19 protein-coding genes are annotated in these 23765 nt (G+C 41.4%); 16 read left to right on the forward strand and 3 right to left on the reverse strand.

What is annotated here, in order from left to right; translation table 11 throughout:
• Window positions 1-13 precede the first annotated feature (13 nt).
• Window positions 14-2548 carry a GH39 family glycosyl hydrolase gene (locus NSQ29_RS06915; RefSeq protein ID WP_341124658.1) on the forward strand — a complete coding sequence of 845 codons (2535 nt, stop codon included), beginning with the start codon at window positions 14-16 and terminating at the stop codon, window positions 2546-2548.
• On the opposite strand, the gene NSQ29_RS06920 is transcribed toward NSQ29_RS06915, so the two are convergent.
• Entirely contained in the window at window positions 2496-3341 is an 846-nt protein-coding gene (locus tag NSQ29_RS06920; protein WP_341124660.1) for a lipase family protein, read from the reverse strand. The genes NSQ29_RS06915 and NSQ29_RS06920 overlap by 53 nt on opposite strands.
• A 216-nt stretch (window positions 3342-3557) precedes the next feature.
• On the opposite strand from NSQ29_RS06920, the gene NSQ29_RS06925 reads away from it, so the two are divergent.
• The 13 genes from NSQ29_RS06925 (at window position 3558) to nagA (ending at window position 20569) form a co-directional block, all read left to right on the forward strand.
• Complete coding sequence (locus NSQ29_RS06925; protein WP_341124661.1) at window positions 3558-5318, forward strand: cache domain-containing sensor histidine kinase; 1761 nt, start codon at window positions 3558-3560, stop codon at window positions 5316-5318.
• Window positions 5296-6939 carry a response regulator transcription factor gene (locus tag NSQ29_RS06930; protein ID WP_339242351.1) on the forward strand — a complete coding sequence of 548 codons (1644 nt, stop codon included), beginning with the start codon at window positions 5296-5298 and terminating at the stop codon, window positions 6937-6939. Before NSQ29_RS06925 ends, NSQ29_RS06930 begins: the two co-directional genes overlap by 23 nt.
• A gap of 22 nt (window positions 6940-6961) precedes the next feature.
• Window positions 6962-8341 carry a carbohydrate ABC transporter substrate-binding protein gene (locus NSQ29_RS06935; RefSeq protein WP_339242349.1) on the forward strand — a complete coding sequence of 460 codons (1380 nt, stop codon included), beginning with the start codon at window positions 6962-6964 and terminating at the stop codon, window positions 8339-8341.
• Between the two features lie 114 nt (window positions 8342-8455).
• A complete protein-coding gene (locus NSQ29_RS06940; RefSeq protein ID WP_341124662.1) occupies window positions 8456-10483 on the forward strand; it encodes a DUF5107 domain-containing protein in 2028 nt (675 codons plus the stop codon).
• A gap of 181 nt (window positions 10484-10664) precedes the next feature.
• Window positions 10665-12077, forward strand: coding sequence for an ABC transporter substrate-binding protein (locus NSQ29_RS06945; protein ID WP_341124663.1), 1413 nt, complete (start codon window positions 10665-10667; stop codon window positions 12075-12077).
• Window positions 12078-12252: 175 nt separating this feature from the next.
• Window positions 12253-13158 (forward strand): carbohydrate ABC transporter permease, encoded by a 906-nt coding sequence (locus tag NSQ29_RS06950; protein WP_341124664.1) that lies wholly within the window; start codon window positions 12253-12255, stop codon window positions 13156-13158.
• Between the two features lie 15 nt (window positions 13159-13173).
• The gene (locus NSQ29_RS06955) at window positions 13174-14004 is read left to right on the forward strand and encodes a carbohydrate ABC transporter permease (protein WP_341124665.1); all 831 of its coding nucleotides are present in this window, start codon (window positions 13174-13176) and stop codon (window positions 14002-14004) included.
• Window positions 14005-14164: 160 nt separating this feature from the next.
• Window positions 14165-14872, forward strand: coding sequence for a DNA alkylation repair protein (locus tag NSQ29_RS06960; protein WP_042189737.1), 708 nt, complete (start codon window positions 14165-14167; stop codon window positions 14870-14872).
• Window positions 14873-14983: 111 nt separating this feature from the next.
• Entirely contained in the window at window positions 14984-16273 is a 1290-nt protein-coding gene (locus tag NSQ29_RS06965) for an L-cysteine desulfidase family protein (RefSeq protein WP_076299336.1), read from the forward strand.
• A gap of 196 nt (window positions 16274-16469) precedes the next feature.
• On the forward strand, window positions 16470-17936 hold the full coding sequence (locus tag NSQ29_RS06970; protein WP_341124666.1) for a protein adenylyltransferase SelO: 1467 nt from the start codon (window positions 16470-16472) through the stop codon (window positions 17934-17936).
• A gap of 38 nt (window positions 17937-17974) precedes the next feature.
• On the forward strand, window positions 17975-18454 hold the full coding sequence (locus tag NSQ29_RS06975) for a DinB family protein (RefSeq protein ID WP_339797090.1): 480 nt from the start codon (window positions 17975-17977) through the stop codon (window positions 18452-18454).
• 163 nt (window positions 18455-18617) lie between these two features.
• Entirely contained in the window at window positions 18618-19403 is a 786-nt protein-coding gene (locus NSQ29_RS06980) for a DeoR/GlpR family DNA-binding transcription regulator (RefSeq protein ID WP_341060311.1), read from the forward strand.
• A gap of 23 nt (window positions 19404-19426) precedes the next feature.
• Complete coding sequence (gene nagA / locus NSQ29_RS06985; RefSeq protein WP_341124667.1) at window positions 19427-20569, forward strand: N-acetylglucosamine-6-phosphate deacetylase; 1143 nt, start codon at window positions 19427-19429, stop codon at window positions 20567-20569.
• A 27-nt stretch (window positions 20570-20596) separates the two neighbouring features.
• Here the strand turns inward: nagA and NSQ29_RS06990 are convergent, their stop codons facing one another.
• Together NSQ29_RS06990 and NSQ29_RS06995 are read right to left on the reverse strand one after the other, a co-directional pair.
• Window positions 20597-21370, reverse strand: a complete 774-nt coding sequence (locus tag NSQ29_RS06990) for an AraC family transcriptional regulator (RefSeq protein ID WP_341124668.1) — start codon at window positions 21368-21370, stop codon at window positions 20597-20599.
• 18 nt (window positions 21371-21388) lie between these two features.
• Window positions 21389-21970: a LysE family translocator gene (locus NSQ29_RS06995; protein ID WP_076299331.1), complete on the reverse strand. Its 582-nt coding sequence runs from the start codon at window positions 21968-21970 to the stop codon at window positions 21389-21391.
• Between the two features lie 86 nt (window positions 21971-22056).
• Here NSQ29_RS06995 and NSQ29_RS07000 point away from each other — a divergent pair, with 86 nt between their 5' ends.
• Window positions 22057-22605, forward strand: coding sequence for a GNAT family N-acetyltransferase (locus NSQ29_RS07000; RefSeq protein ID WP_081382842.1), 549 nt, complete (start codon window positions 22057-22059; stop codon window positions 22603-22605).
• Window positions 22606-22746: 141 nt separating this feature from the next.
• Window positions 22747-23751, forward strand: coding sequence for a Gfo/Idh/MocA family protein (locus NSQ29_RS07005; RefSeq protein WP_076286539.1), 1005 nt, complete (start codon window positions 22747-22749; stop codon window positions 23749-23751).
• Window positions 23752-23765: the final 14 nt, after the last annotated feature.

A 23765-nucleotide genomic window follows, 5' to 3' on the forward strand; every position in this document is an offset into this window, starting at 1 on the left:
AGGAGGGTGCTAGTTGCAAAGCTACACCTACGAAAATATTGAGATGGACGATCATCTTCCGGTCCACATGTTTTTGCACAGTACCCATCAGGTCCCGAATCATTGGCATGATAGCATTGAAATATTATTCGTACTCAAGGGGAAACTTGAACTTTTCACAAAGGACAGATTTAGAGAGTTAAATGAAGAAGATTTGTTCTTGATTAATGCTAATGAAATTCATGCGATTAAAGCTGAAGAGAATAATTTGGTGCTAGCTCTGCAAATTCCAGTTTCTTATTTACTTCTGATTGAACCTCAGATCGAAAGAATGTTATTCGATTGTAATTCTGCGGCTGCTAGCTATGAAGAACAATCTAAGTTTGATGAACTTCGTACATTGCTGGCTGAGATGATGCTGCTCCACAATAAGCGCCCACAAGGGTATCATCTACGCATACAGTCCTGTCTTCTTAATTTAACTTATTTACTCATGCAAGGATTTCGTGAACAAGACCAAAGTCCTGAGAAACATGATGATAAGCATCGTGAACGGCTATTGCGAATTACCTCTTATGTCAAAGAGAACTACAATCGGGCAATTAACATCCAGCAGTTGGCCCTTCAGGAGTATTTGACCGTTCCGTATTTATCGCGTTTTTTCAAAGAGTATATGGGTACTTCCTTTACCAAATATGTGAATGCGGTGCGTTTGGATAAAGCTGTAAAAGATTTGACGCTTACCAATCTATCTATCACACAGATCGCTCATGATCATGGGTTTCCCAACCTGAAATCCTTTAATGCGGTGTTTAAAGAGTTCTATCGACAGACGCCTGGAGAATACCGGAAGACCGTCTTGAACGGACGCAGTTCATTTCAGAAAAGCAGTGTAGCCCAGTTTAACTACTTTGACATGAATCCCACACAGGCGTTTGAGTCGCTATTCAAATATCTGCCTAACAAGAATTTATCAGCTACTTCCAATCTACCAGTTGCCCTTCATATACATAAGCAGACCCATGAGATTTCGGTAAAGTCTAACCAAAGCAAGGAGCTTGCGCATACTTGGAAGAAGCTCATGACGGTAGGAAAGGCCAAAGAGGTATTGTTTGCAGAGGTACAAAGACATATCAAGCAAATGCAACAGGAGATTGGGTTTCAGTATATACGGTTTCACGGTATTTTTGATGATGAGATGATGATTTATGGCGAGAATGAGCGGGGAGATGTGAGCTTAAACTTTGCTTATAGTGATTCATTATTTGATTTTTTACTGTGCTCCGGATTGAAACCGTTTTTAGAGCTCTCTTTTTTACCACGCCAGCTTGCGGGAGAGGGAGCTACTTCTGTTTTTTATAAAAAGAGCTTTGTGGGTAGTCCTAAGGACCTCGGTAAGTGGAATCAGATGATTCATCAGTTTATTACACATTACATCCATAGATATGGCATTCATGAAGTGAGGCAGTGGTATTTCGAGGTGTGGAACGAACCAGAAATCCATATTTTTTGGCCAGATACTTATGAAGCTTACTGTGAGCTGTTCATTTCAACATTTCAAACCATCAAATCCATAGATTCTGAGCTACGTGTGGGGGGGCCAGGTGTTTTATCTCTTACGTTAATGCAGTCAGATTGGCTGACAAGGTTTATGAATGATGTGTGCAGACGAGGCGTAAAGCCTGATTTTATATCCTTTCACAGTTATCCGTATGATGAATCGTTAAGATCAACTCAAGTGATTCAGGTGGATTATGAAGAGAATCCGGATGTGTGGTTTCAGACAATAGAGCTTTCAGCGGATACAGAATATTTATCGCGAGTCATTATTAAATTGAAGAAAACCGTATCGGAAGCTATGGGAAGAGATGTTCCTGAACTGCATATGACAGAATGGAATGCCACAGGCTCTCACCGTGATTTAGTGAATGATACATGCTTTAAGGCAGCCTATATCGTGAAAAATGTACTGGAAAATATGGATGGTCTCCATAGTTTTGGTTATTGGACGGCTACGGATTTGCTAGAGGAGTTCAAAATGTCGTCAGAAACGTTTCATGGAGGTTTGGGGCTGATGACATATAACGGGATACCAAAGCCATCCTTCTACGCGTTTAAACTACTTGCAAAATTAGGCCGCCAATTCATTCATCAAGGGAAAGGATATTACATTACTAGTAGTGATATGGGGCTGCAGGTGTTGATGTATGCTTACGCGCATATCGATTCATTGTACCAAAAAGGTGATGCCTCGCTCATTAATCGCACGAATAGATACGATGTGTTCGAAGAAGGTGGAGACATAGAGTTGACGTTGGAGCTTGCAGATATTCAGCCAGGCTCGTATACGATCAAAAGACATACAATTAACAGACAAAATGGAAGCGTTTTCGACCTGTGGGTACGAATGGGGGCGCCTCATCCTATAGATGCTGACACCCTTAATTATTTGAAGCAAGCCAGCTGCCCGCAACTGACCTTTGAACAAGTCGAAATAACGAGCACCTATTCGTTAATTAGTAAGTTGTCTCCGCATGAGGTGCAGTTGGTGGAATTGATGCGCTTATGATGGGGTTATTTACAACTGGACAGAATCCTAAGTTCGTTAGACAAAGTTCCTCGGAGTATTGCGGTTGAAGCTTGGATAGCTCTGTGAAATAGTAGCTGATCATATGATTACCACTTGCCGATCCATTCTGAAATGACAGTGATAAAAAAGTGTGGACATGACTGTAATAGTACTTCGTTTCCCGTTTAGGTAGCCTGTATACATGTGGAGGCGCGTAGGTAACAACATCAAAGAGATTGGCATAACGGTAACTCTTGCGGACATATTGTTTAAAAGCATTAACGAAGTTCGGATCGCCTACACGTGGTGAACCATAGGTGTACAGAATAGGTGAGCTGTGCGAGGTGTTGGCCGCAAGATCAATAGCACATAAAGTGGCGAGTGCTCCGCCAAGACTGTGACCAGTAATGTATAAGGTCTTATCGGGAGATAACTTAGCGAGTGTAGAGATAATCCCATCGCGTGCTGATGAGTAGATATTCGTGAAACCGCGGTGGGTAAGGGTATCTTCTTTAATGTAATTGAATCTCTCTTGTGAGGCCATAACGTTTGACATCCAATCGGTTGTGGAGCTGGTTCCTCGGAAGGCAACGATAATCTCTTGTGGAGATTCCAAAATAAATCCAAAGCGTTCCCACACCTCGCTGATGGATCTTGCTTCAATCGTATCCACGATCTGATAATCTAATGGAACGACGAACGAACCCTCTTTATTTGAGAACTGCGCATAGGTCTGTCCGCAGATAGCAGCTAGAAAGATAGCCCTTTGCTCTTGATCATTTTTGGTACCCATGTGCATCCCGCCCTTCTTCCTAAACTATATTAGGGGGACGAGGGAGAGATTCCTATATCATGCGAGACCCTGTACTAATGTGAAAGGGCTAAATTCTACACCGCTTGAATACTTACTTCAGATGATCTGTTATTAGGAGGTTTATCGATATGAATCTAACTTTAGTGTACGTAAATGATTAAATTACTTCGAAAGTCAAAAGTTCAGCGACGCTTAATGATTTCATTTCTGCTGCTGGCTATTATCCCACTGTGCACCTTCGGCTTTCTAGCTTACCATAAATCGAATGAAGCAATCACCTCTAAGACAACTACCTTTGTAAATGATATATTACGCCTCTTAGGAAGCAAGATCGGAACAGAAGTGGCCAAATATGAGACTTTCGCCGATCAAATCATGTTGAATGGAGATATTCAGCAAGCACTGCTCCGCTACAATAGATTGAGTGATCTTGATATTAGTAACATACATAAGAAGTTTGAAGACACTGTGTTAAGCGATAAATTTTGGCTGTTTGCTACAATCAAAACACTACAGATTCTAACTAATAATGGACAAGTTCTGTACGATTATGGATACGAAGAATTTACTACAGAGGATAAACAGCGAATATTTGCTCAGGCCAAACAGAATAAAAGTGCAGATATCTGGACCACAGCCCATACGACAGCTGGTGATAATATCCTTTCATTGTCTAGGAGGATTCCACTTTCATATGGATCGGGTGAAACTGTAGGGTTCGTCATTATGGGGATTGATGAGGAATTATTCTCACAGATTTTGTTTGGAAGCATTAATATGGGACAGGGTAGTGAACAAATCATTATGAATGATGCAGGAGAAATATTGACGAGCAACAACCACTTGTTTCAGTCGGATCAAGATTTGGAAGCTAATCGTACTTTAAATCATTTGATTAATTCCCGTATGGAGACGGGGACAGTAACGCTGCGGGCAGAACCCTACTTTTTCTTAAATACACATAATGAGGTACTTCATTGGAATGTAATTAGTTTAATTCCGCAAGCCTACTTGAATATGGGATCTGTAGAAATTAGAAATGAAATGTTCTTCATTGCCGTCATATGTGTAGTTGTTTCATCCTTATTTGCAACCTTCATCTCTGTTAGTATCTCCACCCCCCTTAAGAAGTTAGTGAGTGGAATGAACCAGGTCATGCGAGGTAATTTAAAGGTAGAAATAAACGACAATCATCCAGATGAAATCGGATACCTTTCAGGGAAATTTGAAGCCATGATCGAGGAAATCAAACTATTGATTGACCGTGTGGAGCAAGAACAGGCACAGAAGAGGGGTATTGAGCTACAAATGTTGCAGGCACAAATTAATCCGCATTTTCTATTTAATACATTGAGTTCGTTAAAATGGACGGCGATGCTAAGTCAGGCGGATAGTGTAAGCAATGGTTTAGGTGCACTGGCTGAATTACTTCGAAGTACAATTGTTCAGAAGAATGAACGGATAACGCTTGGGGAAGAGCTTCGGAACATCAAGAACTATGTAGTTATTCAACAAATTAGATACGGGATGTCATTACAGGTTGATGTGCAAATTCCTGAACAGTTATTAGATACTCAAGTGTTGAAATTTTTGCTTCAGCCCATTGTAGAGAATTCGATTATTCATGGACTAAGCGGCGAGAATATGGAACCTAGAATTACAATGACTGCTGAATTGAACGGAGAGGTGTTAAAGATTAAGTTAAGCGACAATGGGAAAGGGATGAGTGCTGAGAAGTTACAGGAGATATTGCAACTTAAAGATAATCATTCAGAGAATCGATTAGCAAATATCGGTATTGGAAATGTACGGGAGAGAATCAAATTACATTATGGAGACCCCTATGGATTAGAGATTTGGAGTAAGCCTGATCAAGGCACGGATGTTATCATCACGATACCTTATATTTCTACACTTCAGGAGGACTCAGCTGATGCGGATACTAATTGTGGATGATGAGAAAATAGTGAGGATTGCACTTAGTACACTAATTAAATGGGATGAATATGGTTTTAAATTAATGGGTGCTGTTGCAGATGGATACAAAGCTCTTGAGGTCATAGAGACAGAATCGATCGATATCGTGATTATGGATCTAGTGATGCCTAACATGGATGGACTTGAATTAATCCGAACGCTCAACGAACGCAAATTCACTGGGAAGTTTGTGGTGCTTAGTAATTATGATGATTATGCTTACGTGCGGGAAGCCATGAAACTTGGAGCAGAAGATTATATGTTGAAGCTGACGCTTAAGCCAGATGAGCTGATTGTCTTGCTGACGAAGATCTCGGAGCAATTATTAACGGAACGAGAGCTTAAAGAACAGGACATTCATATGAAAATTAAGCTTAATGAAACGCAGCTTCAGCAACGGAACAGCATATGGAGAGAGCTTCTTTTAGATCAGGAGCAGGACATGGTTTATTTGTTACAAGAAACACAGAAGTACGGGATACCCTTCGATAGACTTGCTGGTAATCTTATTATGATAAGAATCGATGATTATGTGGAGGCGCTAAGTAACGGCAAAATTAATAACAAGAGGCTACTTAGCTTTTCTATAGCGAATATTGTGAAAGAAACCGTGTCTGATCACTTTGCATTTGATTTCATAGAGATGGAGAGTAATCAGTATATTGTTATAGTTTATGAACAGAGCGGTTATTCTGACGAACCCAGTTGGTTACTGTTGATGAATAACTTAGTGCAGATGCTTAAGCTGTATTTGAATTTAAGTGTCAGCATTACATTAAGTGATGCATTCGTAGGTTTGAAGCAGTTGAGAGAACAATACACTTTGTGTCTGCGAGCATCTACAAACAACTTTTATACGGGGCCTGCATCTGTCTTGGTTGCTGGGCATTCAAAGTTAACCCAGTCACTACACTCCATTAATTATGTGGAATGGTTGGATCAAGTCAAAGCAGCAGTTGAAGTAGGGAACACAAAGCTAGTATTGGAGAATATAAGCATATTATTTAATGAGGCAAAACAAATCAAATGGGACCCTTCAGCCTTAAAATTTCACCTTTTGGGATTATTATCTGACCTAGACAACTTGATCTTAAAATGGAACACACAAGTACTATCGTCCACTGAACAAAATAGGGTAGGGGCAACAACGCTCTTAGAGAGTTTTGAGAGTGATATTTCACAAGCTGAGTCTATGGAAGGGCTTAGTCTATCTATTGAACAAGCGATGCAGGAAGCCATCAATCTATTGTATCAAGTTAAAAGTAATATTTATCGCAAAGAAGTACTTCGAATCACGGAGATTTTGCAGGAGAATGTTGAGAATAAAATAACGCTTGACCGTCTCGCTCAAGAAGTAAATATGAATGTTAATTACTTATGCCGTGTATTTAAGCAAGATACGGGTAGAAGCATTGTTCAATATATGAATGAACTAAAAATCAATAAAGCGATTGAATTGTTAAAGCTTCCGGATACGAGGATTAAAGAGGTGGCTTCACAGGTGGGGATAGATGATCCGTTTTATTTTAATCGAGTATTTAAGAAGATCGTGGGGCTTAGTCCTTCAGATTTCCGAAAGAAATTACTCGCAACTAAATAAGTCCAAGGAGGAGGCACCTGTTATGAAATATGTGGAATCTATTAAAAAGAGTTTAATTTTCGCAGGTGTGATCCTATTATTATGGGCTAGCGCAGGATGTACTCCTTCAGATTCGAGCCTGAGCAAAATGCAATCCTCTCAAGTGAAACATGAGTTTGCGAACAAAATTCTGAACTTAGCAGTATTTGAGGGAGGGCAAGGAAAGGATTATTGGCTCGCGGTGAAACAACGATTTGAATCAGATTATCCAGGGGTAACTATTAATTTGACTTCAAGCCCCAAGATCATGGAAATACTTAAACCGCAAATCGCAGTTGGTAATCCACCCGATATCATTTATATCTCACAGAGTGAGACGACAGGTATGATTGAAGAAATGTTAAGAGATAAATTATTACTCGATTTGACGGATGTATTTGAAGGGAATGCTCTCGATAATCAAGAACCTCTTAAGAATAAAATGCTGGATGGTATTTTAGATTATGCTAATCCCTTAGGGGATGGAAAAATTTATGCTGCACCGTTCTATACCTCACCAATGGGGCTAATCTATAACAAGACTCTTTTTGAGAAAAAAGGCTGGAAGCTCCCAGAGACATGGGATGAATTCTTGAAGTTAGGTGAGCTCGCTAAGAAGGATGGAAGATCACTATTTACCTACCAAGGTTTGTTTCCGGGTTATTTAGAGTCTATTTTCTGGCCGTCAGTGGCATCTGTAGGGGGGATGGAAGACGTCTGGAAGGCGGAAAATTATGAGAAGGATGCATTTAGGTCCGATTCCGTCAGACAAATAGCTGAGGTGTTGAGTGCTATAGCACAAAAAGGTTATGTCATGCCAGGAACCGTTAAGTTAAGCCATACACAAGCACAGGCTGCTTTTCTACAAGGTAAGGCATTGTTCATTCCTTGCGGAATATGGATAGAGAATGAAATGAAAGGCACTCCACGCGAAGAAGGATTCGAATTTGGTTTTCTCGCACCACCTGTGTTTAATAAGGGGGATCAGAGGTATGTCATGTCCTATTTGGATAGCCTGTTTATTCCCGCCAAGGCGAAGAATATTGAACTTGCCAAGGAGTTCCTGCGTTATCAATACAATGATGATATCGTTCAATTAAACGCGGAGAAATCCAAAGGTATAGTCACGGTTAAAAATGGTCTGGAAATCGTAAAGCCATACACTTCTCCAATATTCTATGATTCCGTTCAAATATCTCAAAAAGATGTAGCACCGATTGTTTTTCAATGGAAACAAGCATCGCAGCTAGTCATCAAAGACGTAGAGGCAATATGGAACCCCATAACTGGCCTAATGAGCAATACGCTGACTGTTAAACAGTGGCAAGATGAGGTTGAGAAAATAACCAAGAGTGTGCGGGAATTAAGTTCTTCTAAAGAATAAACCTGTTTATTGAGTGTCCTAAATCGTACAGGTTTTGTTCAATTCTGTTAATGGTAGCTTTAGCATTTAGCAGTGTAAAATTGGATTAACTATATGGGATTGGATGTGACGTGAATGAGTGTAGTCATTTCAACATTAACTCTTGAAGGCGCATTATTAGAAGGAGAGAATCCTCTTCCAATGTTCAGAAACAGAGACCATCATACAAAAGTGGGGGATAATGGTACACTTACGCCAGAATTGAGACAGCAGCTGGGTGAACATACAGGTGGGAGATATTTACCTTATCGCATGCAGGATCGCTATACACGTGAAAGAAAACCGATGGTTATGAAGTCGATTGTATTGGAAAATGACATCTTAAAAGCAGTCTTTTTACCTGAGTATGGAGGTAGACTCTATTCGCTTAAAGATAAACGTACGAATAAAGATATACTGTATACAAATCCTGTCTTTCAACCGGCTAATTTAGCGATTCTTAACGCTTGGTTCTCTGGAGGGATTGAATGGAATGTGGGACAGGTAGGTCACACCTTTACGACCGCATCTCCCGTACATGCTGCCAAATTGATGGATGATAATGGCAATGAATTTCTAAGAATTTATGAATATGAGCGTTGTAAGAACATTTTTTGGCATATTGATTTTCATCTTCCTCAAGGGGCTAAGGAACTCTCTGTCTATGTAAGAATCATTAATGATAGCAAAGCGTCGGTTCCTATGTATTATTGGACAAATATTGCAGCACCGGAAACCTTGCAATCAAGAGTATTCTCATCCACTAGTAAGGTTATCTATATTGATCACCAAGTAAAGGGGTTTGGATTGGGAGATTTGCCAGTGCTTCCTTCAGTTCCAAATGAAGACTCGTCATATCCAATGAGAATTCCTTTCTCTAACGAGTATTTTTTTCAGACAGAAGCAGATTATAAATCCCCGTGGGAAGCGATTGCCTATGAGGATGGTAGTTTATTCTACGAACGTTCGACTAGCCTCTTAAGATATCGTAAGTTATTTTGCTGGGGCAACCATGCAGGTGGTAGAAGATGGTGCGATTTCTTAGCGAAGCCAGGCGAAGGTAATTATGTTGAGATACAAGCAGGGCTTGCTCCAACACAGATGCATGGACTAGATATGCCTGCGAATTCAATATGGGATTTCACGCAAATATTCGGTGTTACTCAGGTGGATGCACATAAGGCAAATCAAAGGGATTGGTCTGAGGCTCGGGATTTTATTGAAACGCAAGTCAATGAACAATTGCAAGAAGATGAAGTGTATATTCTTCATGAGAAGTTGCAAACTTATGCTAATTTAACACCATCAGAACTATTGCACTCAGGCTCAGGCTGGGGAGCACTCGAGGATATTCGCAGAAAAGCTCATGCTGAAAGGTCGATTCCGGATGGATTTTTATTCTTGGAATCCAGTATTGCAGCACCGCAACTTCCATGGTTAGCCCTGTTACAAGAAGGTGGTTTGCCAGAGGGAGATGTGCAAGATATTCCGGCCTCTTGGATGGTCCAAGAAGAATGGATGGAATTGCTTCGTACCAGTCTAGAGCATGCAGATAATCAAACGTGGGATTCCTACTTGCATTACGGCACTATGCTCTATGAGCATGGATTGGAAGATCAAGCTGTAACTGCATGGCATCAATCGCTTGAATTGAAGCCATCTGCTTGGGTTTATCGTAATCTGGCGATTACCTCTGAACAGAGAGGAGAGGCAGATCAGGCTCTGGTCTATTATGAACTGGCGTATTCTTTATACAATGGCTTTCCAGACAGAGCATTTGCAGATGAGTATATTAGCATGTTGATTAGAAATAAACAATTTGCTAAGGCTTGGAGTGTGTACGAATCACTTCCTGAAGAGTTCAGGCAAAGTGATCGTCTCCAAATTATTATTGGAGCTGCAGCTCAGGAGTTGGATCATAATGAATTCCTATTAAACTTATTCCAGAAAGAATTTGCTGTGATTCGTGAAGGTGAAGTTACGATTGTGGAGCTGTGGTATAAATATCAAGCTAAGAAGCTAGCAGAGAGCCGAAACACTGTATTATCTGAAGAATTAATGAAGGAAGCTATAACCTTAAATCCACCGCCTAATAACATTGATTTTAGAATAGTTGGAGCTTAAACCAAGAGAGAGTTTCGATGATTTTAATCGAAGCTCTCTTTTTTTTTAGGATGCTGAAGGTGATTAAAATATAGATAAAATTGTGCATGCTTTGTTCAATATCGTCGATGTTAGACCTGAGTTGCTTCGTTATATACTTACTTGTGAAAGCACTTTCATATTTGAGGGGGATGCTACACACGTGAAAAAAAGACAAAAGAAGCTCACAGGTTTGTTGCTTGCTATGTCGATGGTTCTAACGTTATTGGCTGGTTGTGGATCAAGCAATACAACGAACAATGCTGCCCCGCCTGAAGCAACTAAGGAGAACACCCCTACAGCTACAACTGAGGCTACCACCGAAGTTAAAGCTTCTGGACTAGAAGGTAAGGTAGTATTCTGGTCGATGTGGAGCAGCACAGAACCACAAGCGAAGGTTATTGAGTCTGCAGTTGCTGAATTCAAGGCAGCTAATCCAGAAGTTGAAGTGGATCTGAAGTTTACCGGTCGTGATATCTTAAAATTGATCAAGCCTGCTTTGGATGGAGGAGAGCAAATTGATATTTGGGAAGCCGATCCAGGTAGCCCAGCTGGTATTCAAGGGATGAAAGATTACGTTATGAAGCTTGATGATTTGCTTGCGGAGCCATCCATCGGAATGGAAGGCAAGTCAGTAAAGGATTCAATGATTCCAAGCTTGTTAAGCTGGATACAATCGCTTTCCATTAAGTACGGTTTAGAAGAAGGTATTTATTCGATTCCGCAGCAGCCGTATGCAGTACTCTTTTTCTATAACAAGGAAGTGTATGAGAAAGCTGGGATAACAAAAGCGCCTGCCACTTGGGACGAATTCCTTGCAGATGCTGAAAAAATCAAAGCAGCAGGTTCAGCACCGCTTACCTTTGATGATGCATATCGGGACTTATTTATTGGATCCTATCTGGCAAATGCGATGGGGGCAGATTGGGTAAGCCAGCTTGTGCAGGATAAGACAGGTGAGATGTGGAATGATCCAATCATTCTTCAATTCGCTAAAGATATGGCTAATTTAAACGTTAAAGGTTTTTTCTCTAATAAAATTGCCGGAAGTAAATATCCTGCGGCTCAGCAAGATCTCGTGCTTGGTGGTTCTGCCGCTTATCTAAATGGAACATGGCTTCCGAATGAAGTGCTTGCCACCTCAGGACCAGATTTCAAATGGGGCACGTTTCAATTCCCAGATGTTCCAAATGGAAACGGTAAAGGTGGAAAACAAGGGTTGATCTTTGGATCTCAAGGGATGTTCATTAATAAATCGAGCAAGAATGCAGAGGCTGCTTTTGAGCTTATCAAACATATCGTTAGTAAGCAGATACAAGAAAAAATGGCGAAGGATGCACTTGCGATCCCAGCAACTATTGATTCTGAATGGCCTGCGATGCTTGCTGAAGCAGAAGCTGCTTTTCTAAATGCAAAAGAAAATATGCCTTGGGGTGGAGGTATTGGTGATGGAGGCGACTTTACGCTTGCTACCATTGTGCCTACCTTCATGGAACTCATCACTGGCAAACTGAAGCCAGAAGAATTCGGGCCGAAGCTAAGTGCGGAAGCTAAGAAATTCTACGCCGGTAAATAAAACATAACAGTTCCAAAATTCCCCTCCGTCACTTCGTTCCCTTTTCTCGAGTCTTTTTGTTCAATCTAGATTTTATGTAAATCTATATGTGGCGGTCAATAGCGGCAGCTGCATATAGATTTTTTTAGAGTATTAGGAAGAATAAGTTGCACATTATGATGCGGGGGATACAAAGATGAGAATTAGTAAACCGATTATGATGCTATTCCTTCTGCCTGCTATCCTGGTTTATATGTCGATCTTTTTTTATCCAACCTTGCGGGCAGTGTTTATGAGCTTTTACGAGATATCTAATATAAACAGTAGTATCAGTGAATGGAAATTTATTGGTTTAGACAATTACTGGGGGTTATTTCATAATTCCTATTTTTTAAATTCTTCATTAAATGTGCTTAAGATTTGGATTATTGGTGGACTCATTGTTTTCGTTATGGCTTTTTTTTTCTCAGTGCTTATTTCCTCCGGCGTTCGTTTCAAAGGCTTCTGGAGAGCCTTGATTTACCTGCCTAATACTGTATCTGTTGTTGTCATGTCAGTCATATGGCTTCAGTATGTGTATAATCCGACCTTTGGATTGTTGACACATGTATTTCGCCTTCTTGGACTTGAACAATTAGCTAATATTCAATGGACGGATGACAAGCATTTATTTTTATCCATGCTGATCGCTTTTTGTTTTGGATCAATTGGTTATTTCTTATTAATACTTGGTGCGGCCATGGATCGGATTCCTAATGATTACTACGAAGCAGCATTATTGGAAGGAGCAAACACAGTATATCAGTTCTTCCATATTACTCTTCCGTTACTCCGTGATGTGTTTAAGATCACGCTGGTGTTATGGACGGTTACAGCCATTAACTTCTTTGTATGGTCTTCCATTTTCGGGAGAAATGATCCACATACGATGACTCCTGGCTATTATATGTACTTGAAGGTATTTGGTGGGGAGAGAATTTCTGATACGCAAGCTTTCAATGTTGGAGCAGGAGCTGCGATTGGTGTGTTGATTACTGTTGCAATTATTGGCTTTTCCTTCTTGATTGGTCTGTTGTTTAGGAAGGATCGTTTAGAATACTAGGAAGGAGGAGACAATATGCGTCTTCACTCAATCACTCGAATCATACGATATGTTCCATTAGTAGTCTGGCTTATCTTTACAATTATTATTTTTGGATACGCATTCCTTGCTTCACTCAGCACGACAAGAGAGATATTTACGAACAAACTACTGGCGAGCGGATTTCATTTCTCTAACTATACCCGATTATTCGAAGAAACGAAGATCGGCTTGTACTTTTTGAACAGTCTAGTTTACACGGTAACCTCTTGCATAGGTATTATTGTTGTTGCAGCTCCGGCTGCTTATATATTGGGACGAATTCAGTTTAGGGGAAAAAGGTTAGTTGATTTAATGTTTATCTCGGCATTATCAGTTCCGGGGCTACTGATCTCGATCCCGTTGTTTTCGTTATTTTATTCATTGAATTTGACAGGCTCAACATTTACGTTAATCTTTGTATACATTTTTACGAATGTCCCTTTTGCTGTATTTTTGCTTACAGGGTTCTTTGCATCCATTCCGAAAGAATTGGAGGAATCAGCAGCGATCGATGGATGTGGGCCGATTAAAGCTTTTATCAAAATCATCTTACCTATGGCACAGGCTGGTATTTTGACGCTAACGATTTTTAATGTGATGGGGATCTGGAATGAATATTTTTATGCTCTGATCTTTGCTAATAATCCGGATCGACATCCAATAGCATTAGCTCTTCAATCCATCGTAGTAGGATATACAAATACTGGTAATTACTCGGGTATTTTTGCTGCATCACTTCTGGTGTTTCTGCCCACGTTTATACTTTATCTTCTTGTGTCCAGAAAGATCGTTGCTGGGATTACAATCGGTTCTGTAAAAGGTTGAGGTAATAACCACCTAATAATATAGGTGGTTATTTGCGCACCCATAAGTATTCCTTCGGAAACTTAACTTGCGACAAGGAAACCCATACAGTACACTTTCTTTAACTAGTACAAACCTAAGATAGCTTGGGAAAGAACTTTGAAAAAGGAAGTGTTAAATAGTGGATTTAGAGATGGTCATGCAGGAGCTGGAAGCGCTTGGAAAGGAACGAACCAAGAAAATATATATGTCTAATGGAGCAAAGGAACCGCTATTTGGCGTGGCTACCGGAGCAATGAAGCCAATCTTCAAGAAAACCAAAATAAATCAGCCATTGGCTGAGGAACTTTACGCGACAGGGAACTATGATGCCATGTATTTTGCTGGCATCATTGCTGATCCCAATGCAATGACGGAAGCGGATTATGACCGATGGATGGATGCGGCTTATTTTTATATGCTGTCCGACTTTGTAGTGGCAGTAACCTTGGCAGAAGCAGATATTGCACAACAAGTTGCTGATAAATGGATCGCGAGTGGTGAAGAGCTGAGAATGTCAGCGGGCTGGAGCTGTTACTGCTGGCTGCTTGGCAGTCGGCCGGATGTTGAGTTTTCCGAAAGCAAGCTTGCTGGTATGCTTGAGATGGTGGAAAATACGATTCATGATTCTCCAGAACGTACCCAATACGCAATGAATAATTTCATGTACACAGTGGCCGTATCTTATTCGCCACTTCATGATAAGGCCAGTGAAACCGCAAGAACTGTAGGGCCAATTGAAGTTGATAAGAATAAGGCAAAGAGTAAATTGATTCACGCGTACGCAAATATTCAAAAAGCAGTCGACAAAGCTCGGCTTGGTTTTAAACGCAAGCATGTAAGATGTTGATCTAGCAGAAGCTTCTAGAGAAGAAAAAGGAAAAAGGATTCCCTGAAACTTCACTCTGCGTTACTATATAGAAATGACTCCAAGTGGGAGAGAGAAGGGGGAAAAGCATACATGGGCAACTTATTGGAAATTTTGCACAAGGAAGTCGTACCGGCAGAAGGCTGCACAGAGCCGATCGCAGTTGCGTATGCCGTCTCCTTGGCGGCAGAGCTTCTCGAGGAAGAAATAACGGGGATTCAGCTGCATCTCAGTGGTAATATTATTAAAAATGCAATGGGAGTGGGTATCCCTGGGACGGGCCAGACAGGTCTGCCTATCGCAGCAGCCCTTGGTGCGGTGGTCGGACGTTCGCACAAGGAGCTGGAAATCCTATCAGGTCTGACTCAGGATGAGCTAAAGCTGGCAAATGACCTGCTTGATCGAAAGCTGCTAAAAGTGGAGATAATGGACACTCCTGAGAAATTATATATTGAAGCACAGGTGAAGACAGAGAATCATACAGCGACTGCCATCCTTGCTAAAGAACACACTAATATAGAATATCTGGCTCTGGACGGGAAAAAAGTGACACCTAAGAAGTCTAAAGCAGATTGTGGCAAGCCTGGTCTTTCCGATACTGAAGCCTATGAAGGCTCTGTAGATCGGATATTCGAGTTTATAACTACGGCTCCATTTTCAGACCTTAGCTTCCTCTTGGAAGGCGCTCGGATGAACAAAGCGATTTCCGAAGAGGGACTCCGAGGCGATTATGGGTTGCAAGTAGGGAAGAAGATGAATCAGCAATCTGCTGTGAATTTGTTCGGCAATGATGTAGCGAACAAAATAATAGCGGCTACTGCTGCGGCTTCAGATGCTCGCATGGATGGCAGCGCAATGCCTGTGATGACAACAGCGGGCAGCGGTAATCAAGGCATCGCCTGTACGCTTCCTGTTATATCTTTGGCGGAATTACTTGGCAAGGATGAAGAGACGCTAGCTCGGGCGCTTGCACTAAGTAATCTGGTCACTGTGCATATCAAGCATTATATTGGGCGGTTGTCGCCTTTATGTGGTTCAGGAATTGCAGGTGGAGTTGGAGCGAATAGCGGGATCATTTATCTCATGGACGGCACTCTTGAGCAGATCAAGCATGGGATACAGAATACGATAGCCTCTTTATCAGGTATGATTTGCGACGGTGCAAATTCAACCTGTGCGCTGAAGATATCCACCTCCACCAATACGGCGATTCAGGCAGCCACACTGGCGATGAACAATATTGCTCCTACAACCAAGGATGGAGTTATTTTCGAAGAGGTGGAAGACACTATCCGCAACATGGAGCGGCTGGTTCAGGAAGGTCTGGCGGATACTGACAAGACCATCTTAAATATCATGCTCTCCAAAGGCGGAGCGAATTAGCTTCCTTTAAGGTAATAACAGGTTAGAACATCATAATTTAAGACCGTCTGGTTCCCTACATGAATGGCAGGAGACTGGGCGGTCTTTTTATCTATTCTGTAAGGGTATTTGTTATTGCGAAGATTTGCATTAAATTTTAACATAACTTATTCTGAGATCATAAAGGCATAGACTGATGGTATAAAAAGGAGATATTATGACGGAGAAGATAGATATAGGATGGAACTTTGAGAACAGTTATGCTCATCTGCCGGAATCCATGTTTACAAGGATCAAACCAACTCCTGTGCGTAAGCCGGAGTTAGTTATTTTAAATGAAACATTGGCTACTGCCTTAGGGCTGAATAGCACAGCACTACATAGTAAGGAGGGTGTTCAGAATCTTGCAGGCAATGAAGTCCCTGAAGGTACTGTAACGCTTGCTCAAGCGTATGCTGGACATCAATTCGGACATTTTACCATGTTAGGTGACGGCCGAGCTGCGCTGATTGGTGAGCAGATCATACCCCAAGGTGAACGCGTAGACATTCAGCTTAAGGGCGCGGGAAGAACACCATATTCTCGTGGTGGCGATGGCCGAGCCGGACTTGGACCGATGCTTCGTGAATATATCATCAGCGAAGCCATGCATGGTTTGGGTATTCCTACCACTCGCAGCTTGGCAGTGGTAACTACTGGAGAAACGATCATTCGAGAAACAGAGCAGCCTGGTGCTATTCTGACCCGAGTTGCTGCAAGTCATCTACGGGTGGGCACCTTTCAATATGTTGCAGCGTGGGGTACTGTTGAGGATGTCCGTACTCTGGCAGATTACACATTACAAAGACATTATCCGGAAGCTGTTTCTCAAGAGAATCGTTATCTTTTCCTGCTTCGGGAAGTGATTGGACGTCAGGCTGAATTAATTGCCAAGTGGCAGCTGGTAGGATTTATTCACGGAGTAATGAACACCGACAACATGGCGCTTAGCGGAGAAACGATTGATTATGGTCCTTGCGCCTTCATGGATGTGTATCATCCAGAAACGGTATTCAGTTCCATTGACCAGCAGGGTCGTTATGCTTATGGCAATCAACCGGGTATTGCCTCTTGGAATCTCGCGAGATTCGCGGAGACTCTCCTTCCATTGCTGGCTGATGATCAAGAACAGGCGATTCAGCTCGCTGAAGAGGAAATTGCAGATTTTAAAGAGCGGTCTTACCATCACTGGCTCTCAGGTATGAGGGCGAAGCTCGGAATCTTCAACGAAGAGGTAGAGGATGTAGCGCTAATTGAGGATCTGCTAGATTTGATGCAGAAATATCGGGCAGACTATACCAATACCTTCTGTGCCCTAACTTTAGAGAAGCTGGAAGAAACCGCTCTGTTTGGTGCAGCGGAATTTACGAAGTGGCAAGAGTTATGGCAGGCTAGACTTAGCAGACAGCAGCAATCGAAAGAGGTTTCGCTGCAGCTAATGCGCAATAGTAATCCTGCGATCATTCCGCGGAACCACAGGGTAGAAGAAGCGCTCCAAGCGGCAGTACAACAGGAAGATTACAGTGTGATGGAGCGATTGCTTAAAGCCCTTTCCAATCCTTACGCGTATTCCCCTGAACAGGATGAATACTCGGCACTACCTGAGGAATCAGCACGTCCATATCGAACCTTCTGCGGCACTTGATTTGCTGATAATGATCTAAATAATGAGGTGAAGTAAGAATGTTTCATGCATATGATGTTCTGGCTAACCAGTTGCTAGCTAATGCGAATGATCCAAGTTGGTATGTGCCCTTTGAGGTAGCCGTAAAAGACTTAAGAGAAGAAGAAGCATTTTGGAAAGTAACGGAAGAAAGCAATAGTATTGCTGAGATAGTGCAGCATCTGCTCTACTGGAATGAAACTTGGCAAACAAGGTATAAAGAAAAGAGTGTCCATGCGGTTCCTTCAGTGGATAACAATAATACCTTTGTCGTTGCAGAAGGAGTAACGTTCCAAGAGCTTCAACAACAACTCTTAGAAGTTCTTTTACGTTGGCAGGAACTGATTACAAAGGAACAATTGGATGCCGATGTTCAAGAATTCCAAGGCAGTCAGTGGTGGGAAGTAATAGGCAATGTGACAACACATAACGCGTATCACGTGGGGCAAATCGTTTTTATTCGAAAGATCCAAAAGAGTTGGAATCGCACTATGAAGTGAATTGAAGGACGTTAACGGATGTACATTCATCTGGCTAACGTCTTTTTTGCGAATATCAATGAAGATAAGTTGCGAAAATACTTACATATACTTATAATTACGTATTTAATACTTGCAAATACTTACTTAATAACTTATGATGACTTTAGGAGGTGCATACATGATGTTTCAAGAGGAGAGATTGTTAAAAATACTCGAATATTTGAAACAACACCAATCGATGAGTGTTCAAGAGATCTGTACGCAATTTGATGTATCCAGAGATACCGCACGTAGGGATATTGTTAGATTAGTACAAGAAGGTGTTGTGATCCGAACGCATGGAGGGGTATCGTTACCTGAGTTACAAAAAGAATTGTTATCTTATCAGGATCGATTGATCGATGAATCTGAGAGTAAGCAGAGGATAGGGAAGGCTGCGGCGCAGCTTATCCAAGATCATGAGACTGTGATTTTAGATGTATCAACCACTGTGCAGTTTGTAGCAGAACAGATCAGCGCGAAGGATATTACGGTTGTCACGCACTCGATTGATAACGTAGGGATCTTGTCACAGCGGGAGGATCTGCAAATTTATGTTCTTGGTGGTTACTTGAATGTGAAAAACCGCTTGTTATATGGCCCTTCTATTATCGATAAACTTAGTGAAATCCGTGCTAATAAAGCCTTTATTGGAGCATCCGCGATCCGTGCTGATGGACTCTATTATCCATATGAAGAAGATGTGCGGGTGAAGAGAGAAATGGCCCGAAGATCAGATCAAGTCATCTTAGTGGCTGATCACACCAAATTTATTGGCAAATCATTTTTCCGTCTAGACTTTGAGTTCGTTGACATTCTAATTACCGATCGGGAACTCCCCAGTGAGATCAGAGAAATTCTAGATCAGAAGAACATCACAGTGATTGAATGTCCAGAAGAAACTGAAGAGGCTCGAGAGCAAGACTGATAACAAAACAGAGGAGGATATTTATGTCTTATATTCTGCAAAATGTACAAGTGGCGCTTCAGAATCGTATTGTCCCAGCGGCTAATGTGTGGATTTCTGAAGGGAAAATTATAAAGATAGATACAGAGGATCTTTCGATTCCAGAGGGACAACATGAACGGATTGACGGTGGTGGCCAATTATTAGTACCCGGGATGATAGATGTTCATATTCATGGCGCCAATGGCTTCGATATGATGGACGGTACGGAAAAGAGTATTCAAGAGGTCTCAAGTGCTTGTGCTTCATCTGGCTGTACCTCATTTTTGGCTACCTCCGTGAGTTCTACGCTAGAAGATCTTTTAGAAATGATTCGTAGTGTCAAGCGTGTGATTGGACATGAAGTGGGCGCAAAGATCGCAGGTATTCATTTAGAAGGACCTTACTTGAATCCGAAGCGAAAAGGAATGCAGAACGAAAAGTATCTACGCCACCCCAACTTAGAGGAAATGAACCTGATTTTTGAAGAGGCGGGTTCACTCATTAAGATGGTTACAATCGCTCCGGAGTTGCCGGGAGGGATGGAGCTCATTTCCTTTTTGAAAGAAAAGGGTGTAGTTATAGCCATCGCTCATTCGGATGCCACATATGAAGAAGCTAAACAAGCCTTTGCGTCGGGGGCAAGTCATGTTACGCATTGTTTTAATGGCATGCGGCCTATCCATCATCGAGATCCAGGGGTAATTGTGGCTGCTTTTGAAGAGAAGCATGTAAGTCTTCAAGCGATTGTGGACAACGTCCATCTGCATCCTGCAATTATTCGATTAATGCATACCTTGAAAGGACCAGAAGGAATGGTCTTGATTACAGATGCACTGCAAGCTATGGGATTAGGTGATGGGGATTATATGTTTGGAGGCCATCATGTTACGGTATCCGAGGGGGTAGCGAGACTGAAGGATGGAACGCTAGCTTCAAGCACAGTGACTATGAATGAAGCCTTACGTTATACTGTCGAAACTGGAATTCCATTGGTAGACGCCGTAAAGATGGCTTCAACTACGCCGGCCAATATTCTTGGACTTCAACAAAAGGGGACAATAACATCCGGCTTTGATGCTGATCTGGTCCTCTTGGATGATGAATTTAAAGTGTGTTGGACAATGGTGGATGGTCAAATTTTATAAATCATGATGAATACAGGTTACTTCTGCTCAATGCAGTTGTAACCTGTATTCATGTGCGGTTATGCCAAACACGCTTTTAAAATGCCGGTTCAAATGAGTTAAATCCACAAATCCACAATCTACTACAGCGGCATAGATATCCTTAGTTTTCTCAATGGACTGTTTGGCATGCTCTACCTTGCAATTCAAGAAGAATTGATAAGGTGATATTCCTGTATGTGTCTTAAACTCTCGGATAAATTGATATTTGGAAAGTCCAAACTCTTTACAGAGATCATCTAGTTTTAGTACATGTTCTAAACTGCAGTACATCATTTCCTTTGCTTTTTTGACAAATTTATTATTTATCCTGTGCTCTGTAACTAGTTCAGTATTAGATACTACATGAACCAGGTTTAACAACAGCTCACTGCACAAGGACTCCTCTTTGCCATTCTGGATGGCATGACTTAGCGCTAATATGCACTGTGCCAATTTGTCATCGTATAGAATGGGAGAGGCGAAGCGAAGTTCTTTTTTTCCAAGGATCTCTTGTATCAAGGTTGGTTTGATATATAGCATGACATAATCAATACCTGCTTTATCATATGAATTGCCGTCATGCGTTTGCTCGGGATTAAATAGCATTACGCCATTTTTATGAGAGGATTGCAAGCTACCATCAAGGTTATATTGCTGAATGCCACGTAAGGTGACACCGATTGCGTATTCCTCATGGCAATGTTTTTTATAAGTGAAATCACTCATGCTAGCTGACAATGTTAGGATATCTGCTGACTTTTTATAGTTGAATTTCTCCACGCTCTTAACCTCCACGACTTATAGGATTCCCGATATCATAATGGCAGAGTATACTAAAAATAGTGCCATCAGAGTATTTAGAACTTTTTGGTGATTTTGCAGAAATGCTCTGAAGATTGCCCCAAATACAACCCATGTCGTAAAAGCAAAAAATCCGATCACAGTTATTATTATAACAAACATAAATAAGGTGAGAGAAGAAGTATAGAATGGCATTACATAGCTGGGAATGACTGTTAAAGTAAATAAGAGCACTTTAGGATTCACAAGTTGCATAAGTAAACCCGACCGAAAATTGGCATTTGGATTAGGCTTGTCTTCCATTGCACCCATTTTAAAGATTTTATAAGCAAGATAGAGCATATATATACTTCCGACGACTTGCATAATGATCAGGATATTTGGGATGACCTCCACCAGAACACGATTCATCAAGGTAGAAAGGATAAGCAATAGACCAAAAGCCATCGTAGCCCCGTATACATACCGCATGGTTTTCTTAGCCCCTGAATGTTGCACGGAAGAAAGAATAACAATATTGGCAGGACCGGGTGAACATGTAACTACAATGCAATAGAGAAGAAAGGAAATTATATTCATGATGACCTCCAGTAAAAGTTGTCTTATGAATATAAACCTCATAACTTGATTGTTTATAGTACATTATTGCAGAGGAGATCAACATAATGAATGAGACAAAACATTTAACTATTAGTACACTCACTGAGGGCGATTATGTATCTACATGCCGGGTATTTGAAGAATCAATATCGGATGCCTTTAACAAAGAAGGATTAGGTCACTTACTAGAGGATATACAAAGTGAAACCGATCATAAAAAGCAAAAGGCGCTATCTTCACTGGAACAGGCAAACTCGGATATTTATTTCTTTATCGCTAAAATCAATGGGAAGGTTGTGGGTACGATTTCCTATGGTCCCTGTGGTGAGACTATTCAAATCTGTGCAGAACATCAGTTGGATCATTTGGGGGAATTGGGGAGTTTATACGTGTTGCCAAGCTATCAGGGGCAAGGGATTGGTTCGGCATTAATTAAGAAAATGATGATATTTCTAAACGAACAAGGGATCGAGCAATTTTGTTTGGACAGTGGCTATAAACGTGCACAAATCAAGTGGAAGCGTAAATTTGGGGAGCCTTATAAGGTAGTAAAAGATTATTGGGGACCCGATTCCGATCATATGGTTTGGTTGTGTAATGTAAGAAGTGATTAAATGGAAATTGTACACCATATGAAACGATAGCGTCGTAATATTATATATATAATGTCGCATTTTCCTACTAATAAAGGGTTTTGTTCTGTGATATTTTATTAGTAGATGTCAGAATAACATATATACGGGAGGCACAAGCAAATGACGATTAGAATTGGTAAGATTAGCTATTGGCATGTACATGCTTGGGACTATACGAAGCAAGCTCAAGAACATGAGGATACTGTATTGGCTGCAGTTTGGGATGAAGATGCAGAGCGTGGGAAAAAAGCTGCCGAAAGCTTAAATGTTCCTTTTTTCGAATCACTGGATGACCTGCTTGCGCAAGAGGATATAGATGCCGTCATAGTGGATGCGCCGACCAATGTGCACAGAGATGTAATTGTAGCTGCGGCTAAAGCGGGCAAACATATTTTTACGGAAAAAGTAATTGCCCCCACACATAAAGAAGTTGAAGAGATCATAAGCGCAGTGGAAGAGAACGAGGTGAAGCTGACCGTATCCTTGCCACGTCTAAATGATGGATACGCATTAACGATTCAAGAAGTTCTAAGTCAAGAACTGCTCGGAGAGATTACTTACGTTAGAGTTCGCTTATCTCATAATGGGGCTACAGAAAACTGGCTTCCCGATCATTTCTATAGCTTGGAACAATGTGGTGGCGGAGCTTTGATTGATCTGGGCTGTCATCCTATGTATTTGACGAAGCTTTTCTTAGGTCAAGATGTGACCGGTGTAAGTGCTAATTTTGGTTATGTAACGGGCAAGGAAGTAGAAGATAATGCAGTGGTAACATTATTTACGGATTCAGGAGCAATTGGTGTGGTCGAGGCTGGTTTCGTGAATAGTCATTCGCCGTTTACCATCGAGGTACATGGAACCGAGGGGACTCTTCTTTACGGAACACCAGAGGATAAGCTTCTTCTTAGAAGTAACAAATCCGCTGACAAAGAGGAAGGATGGAAAGAAGTAGCGCTACATGCTAATCGTGAAAGCGCATTCCATCAGTGGGTTAATCATATCCAAAAGGATACTTTCGCCACCGAGAATGTTCAAATTGCTGTGGAGCTTACGAGATTAATGGAGGCGGCGAATCGTTCTGCTAAAGAAGCTCGTATGATTCGGTTAGCAGATCTAGACGCTTAACCGGTCTCCACCTG

Origin of the sequence: Paenibacillus sp. FSL F4-0236, from assembly GCF_038000135.1 — a bacterium.
In the GTDB taxonomy this organism is placed as follows: domain Bacteria; phylum Bacillota; class Bacilli; order Paenibacillales; family Paenibacillaceae; genus Paenibacillus_AQ.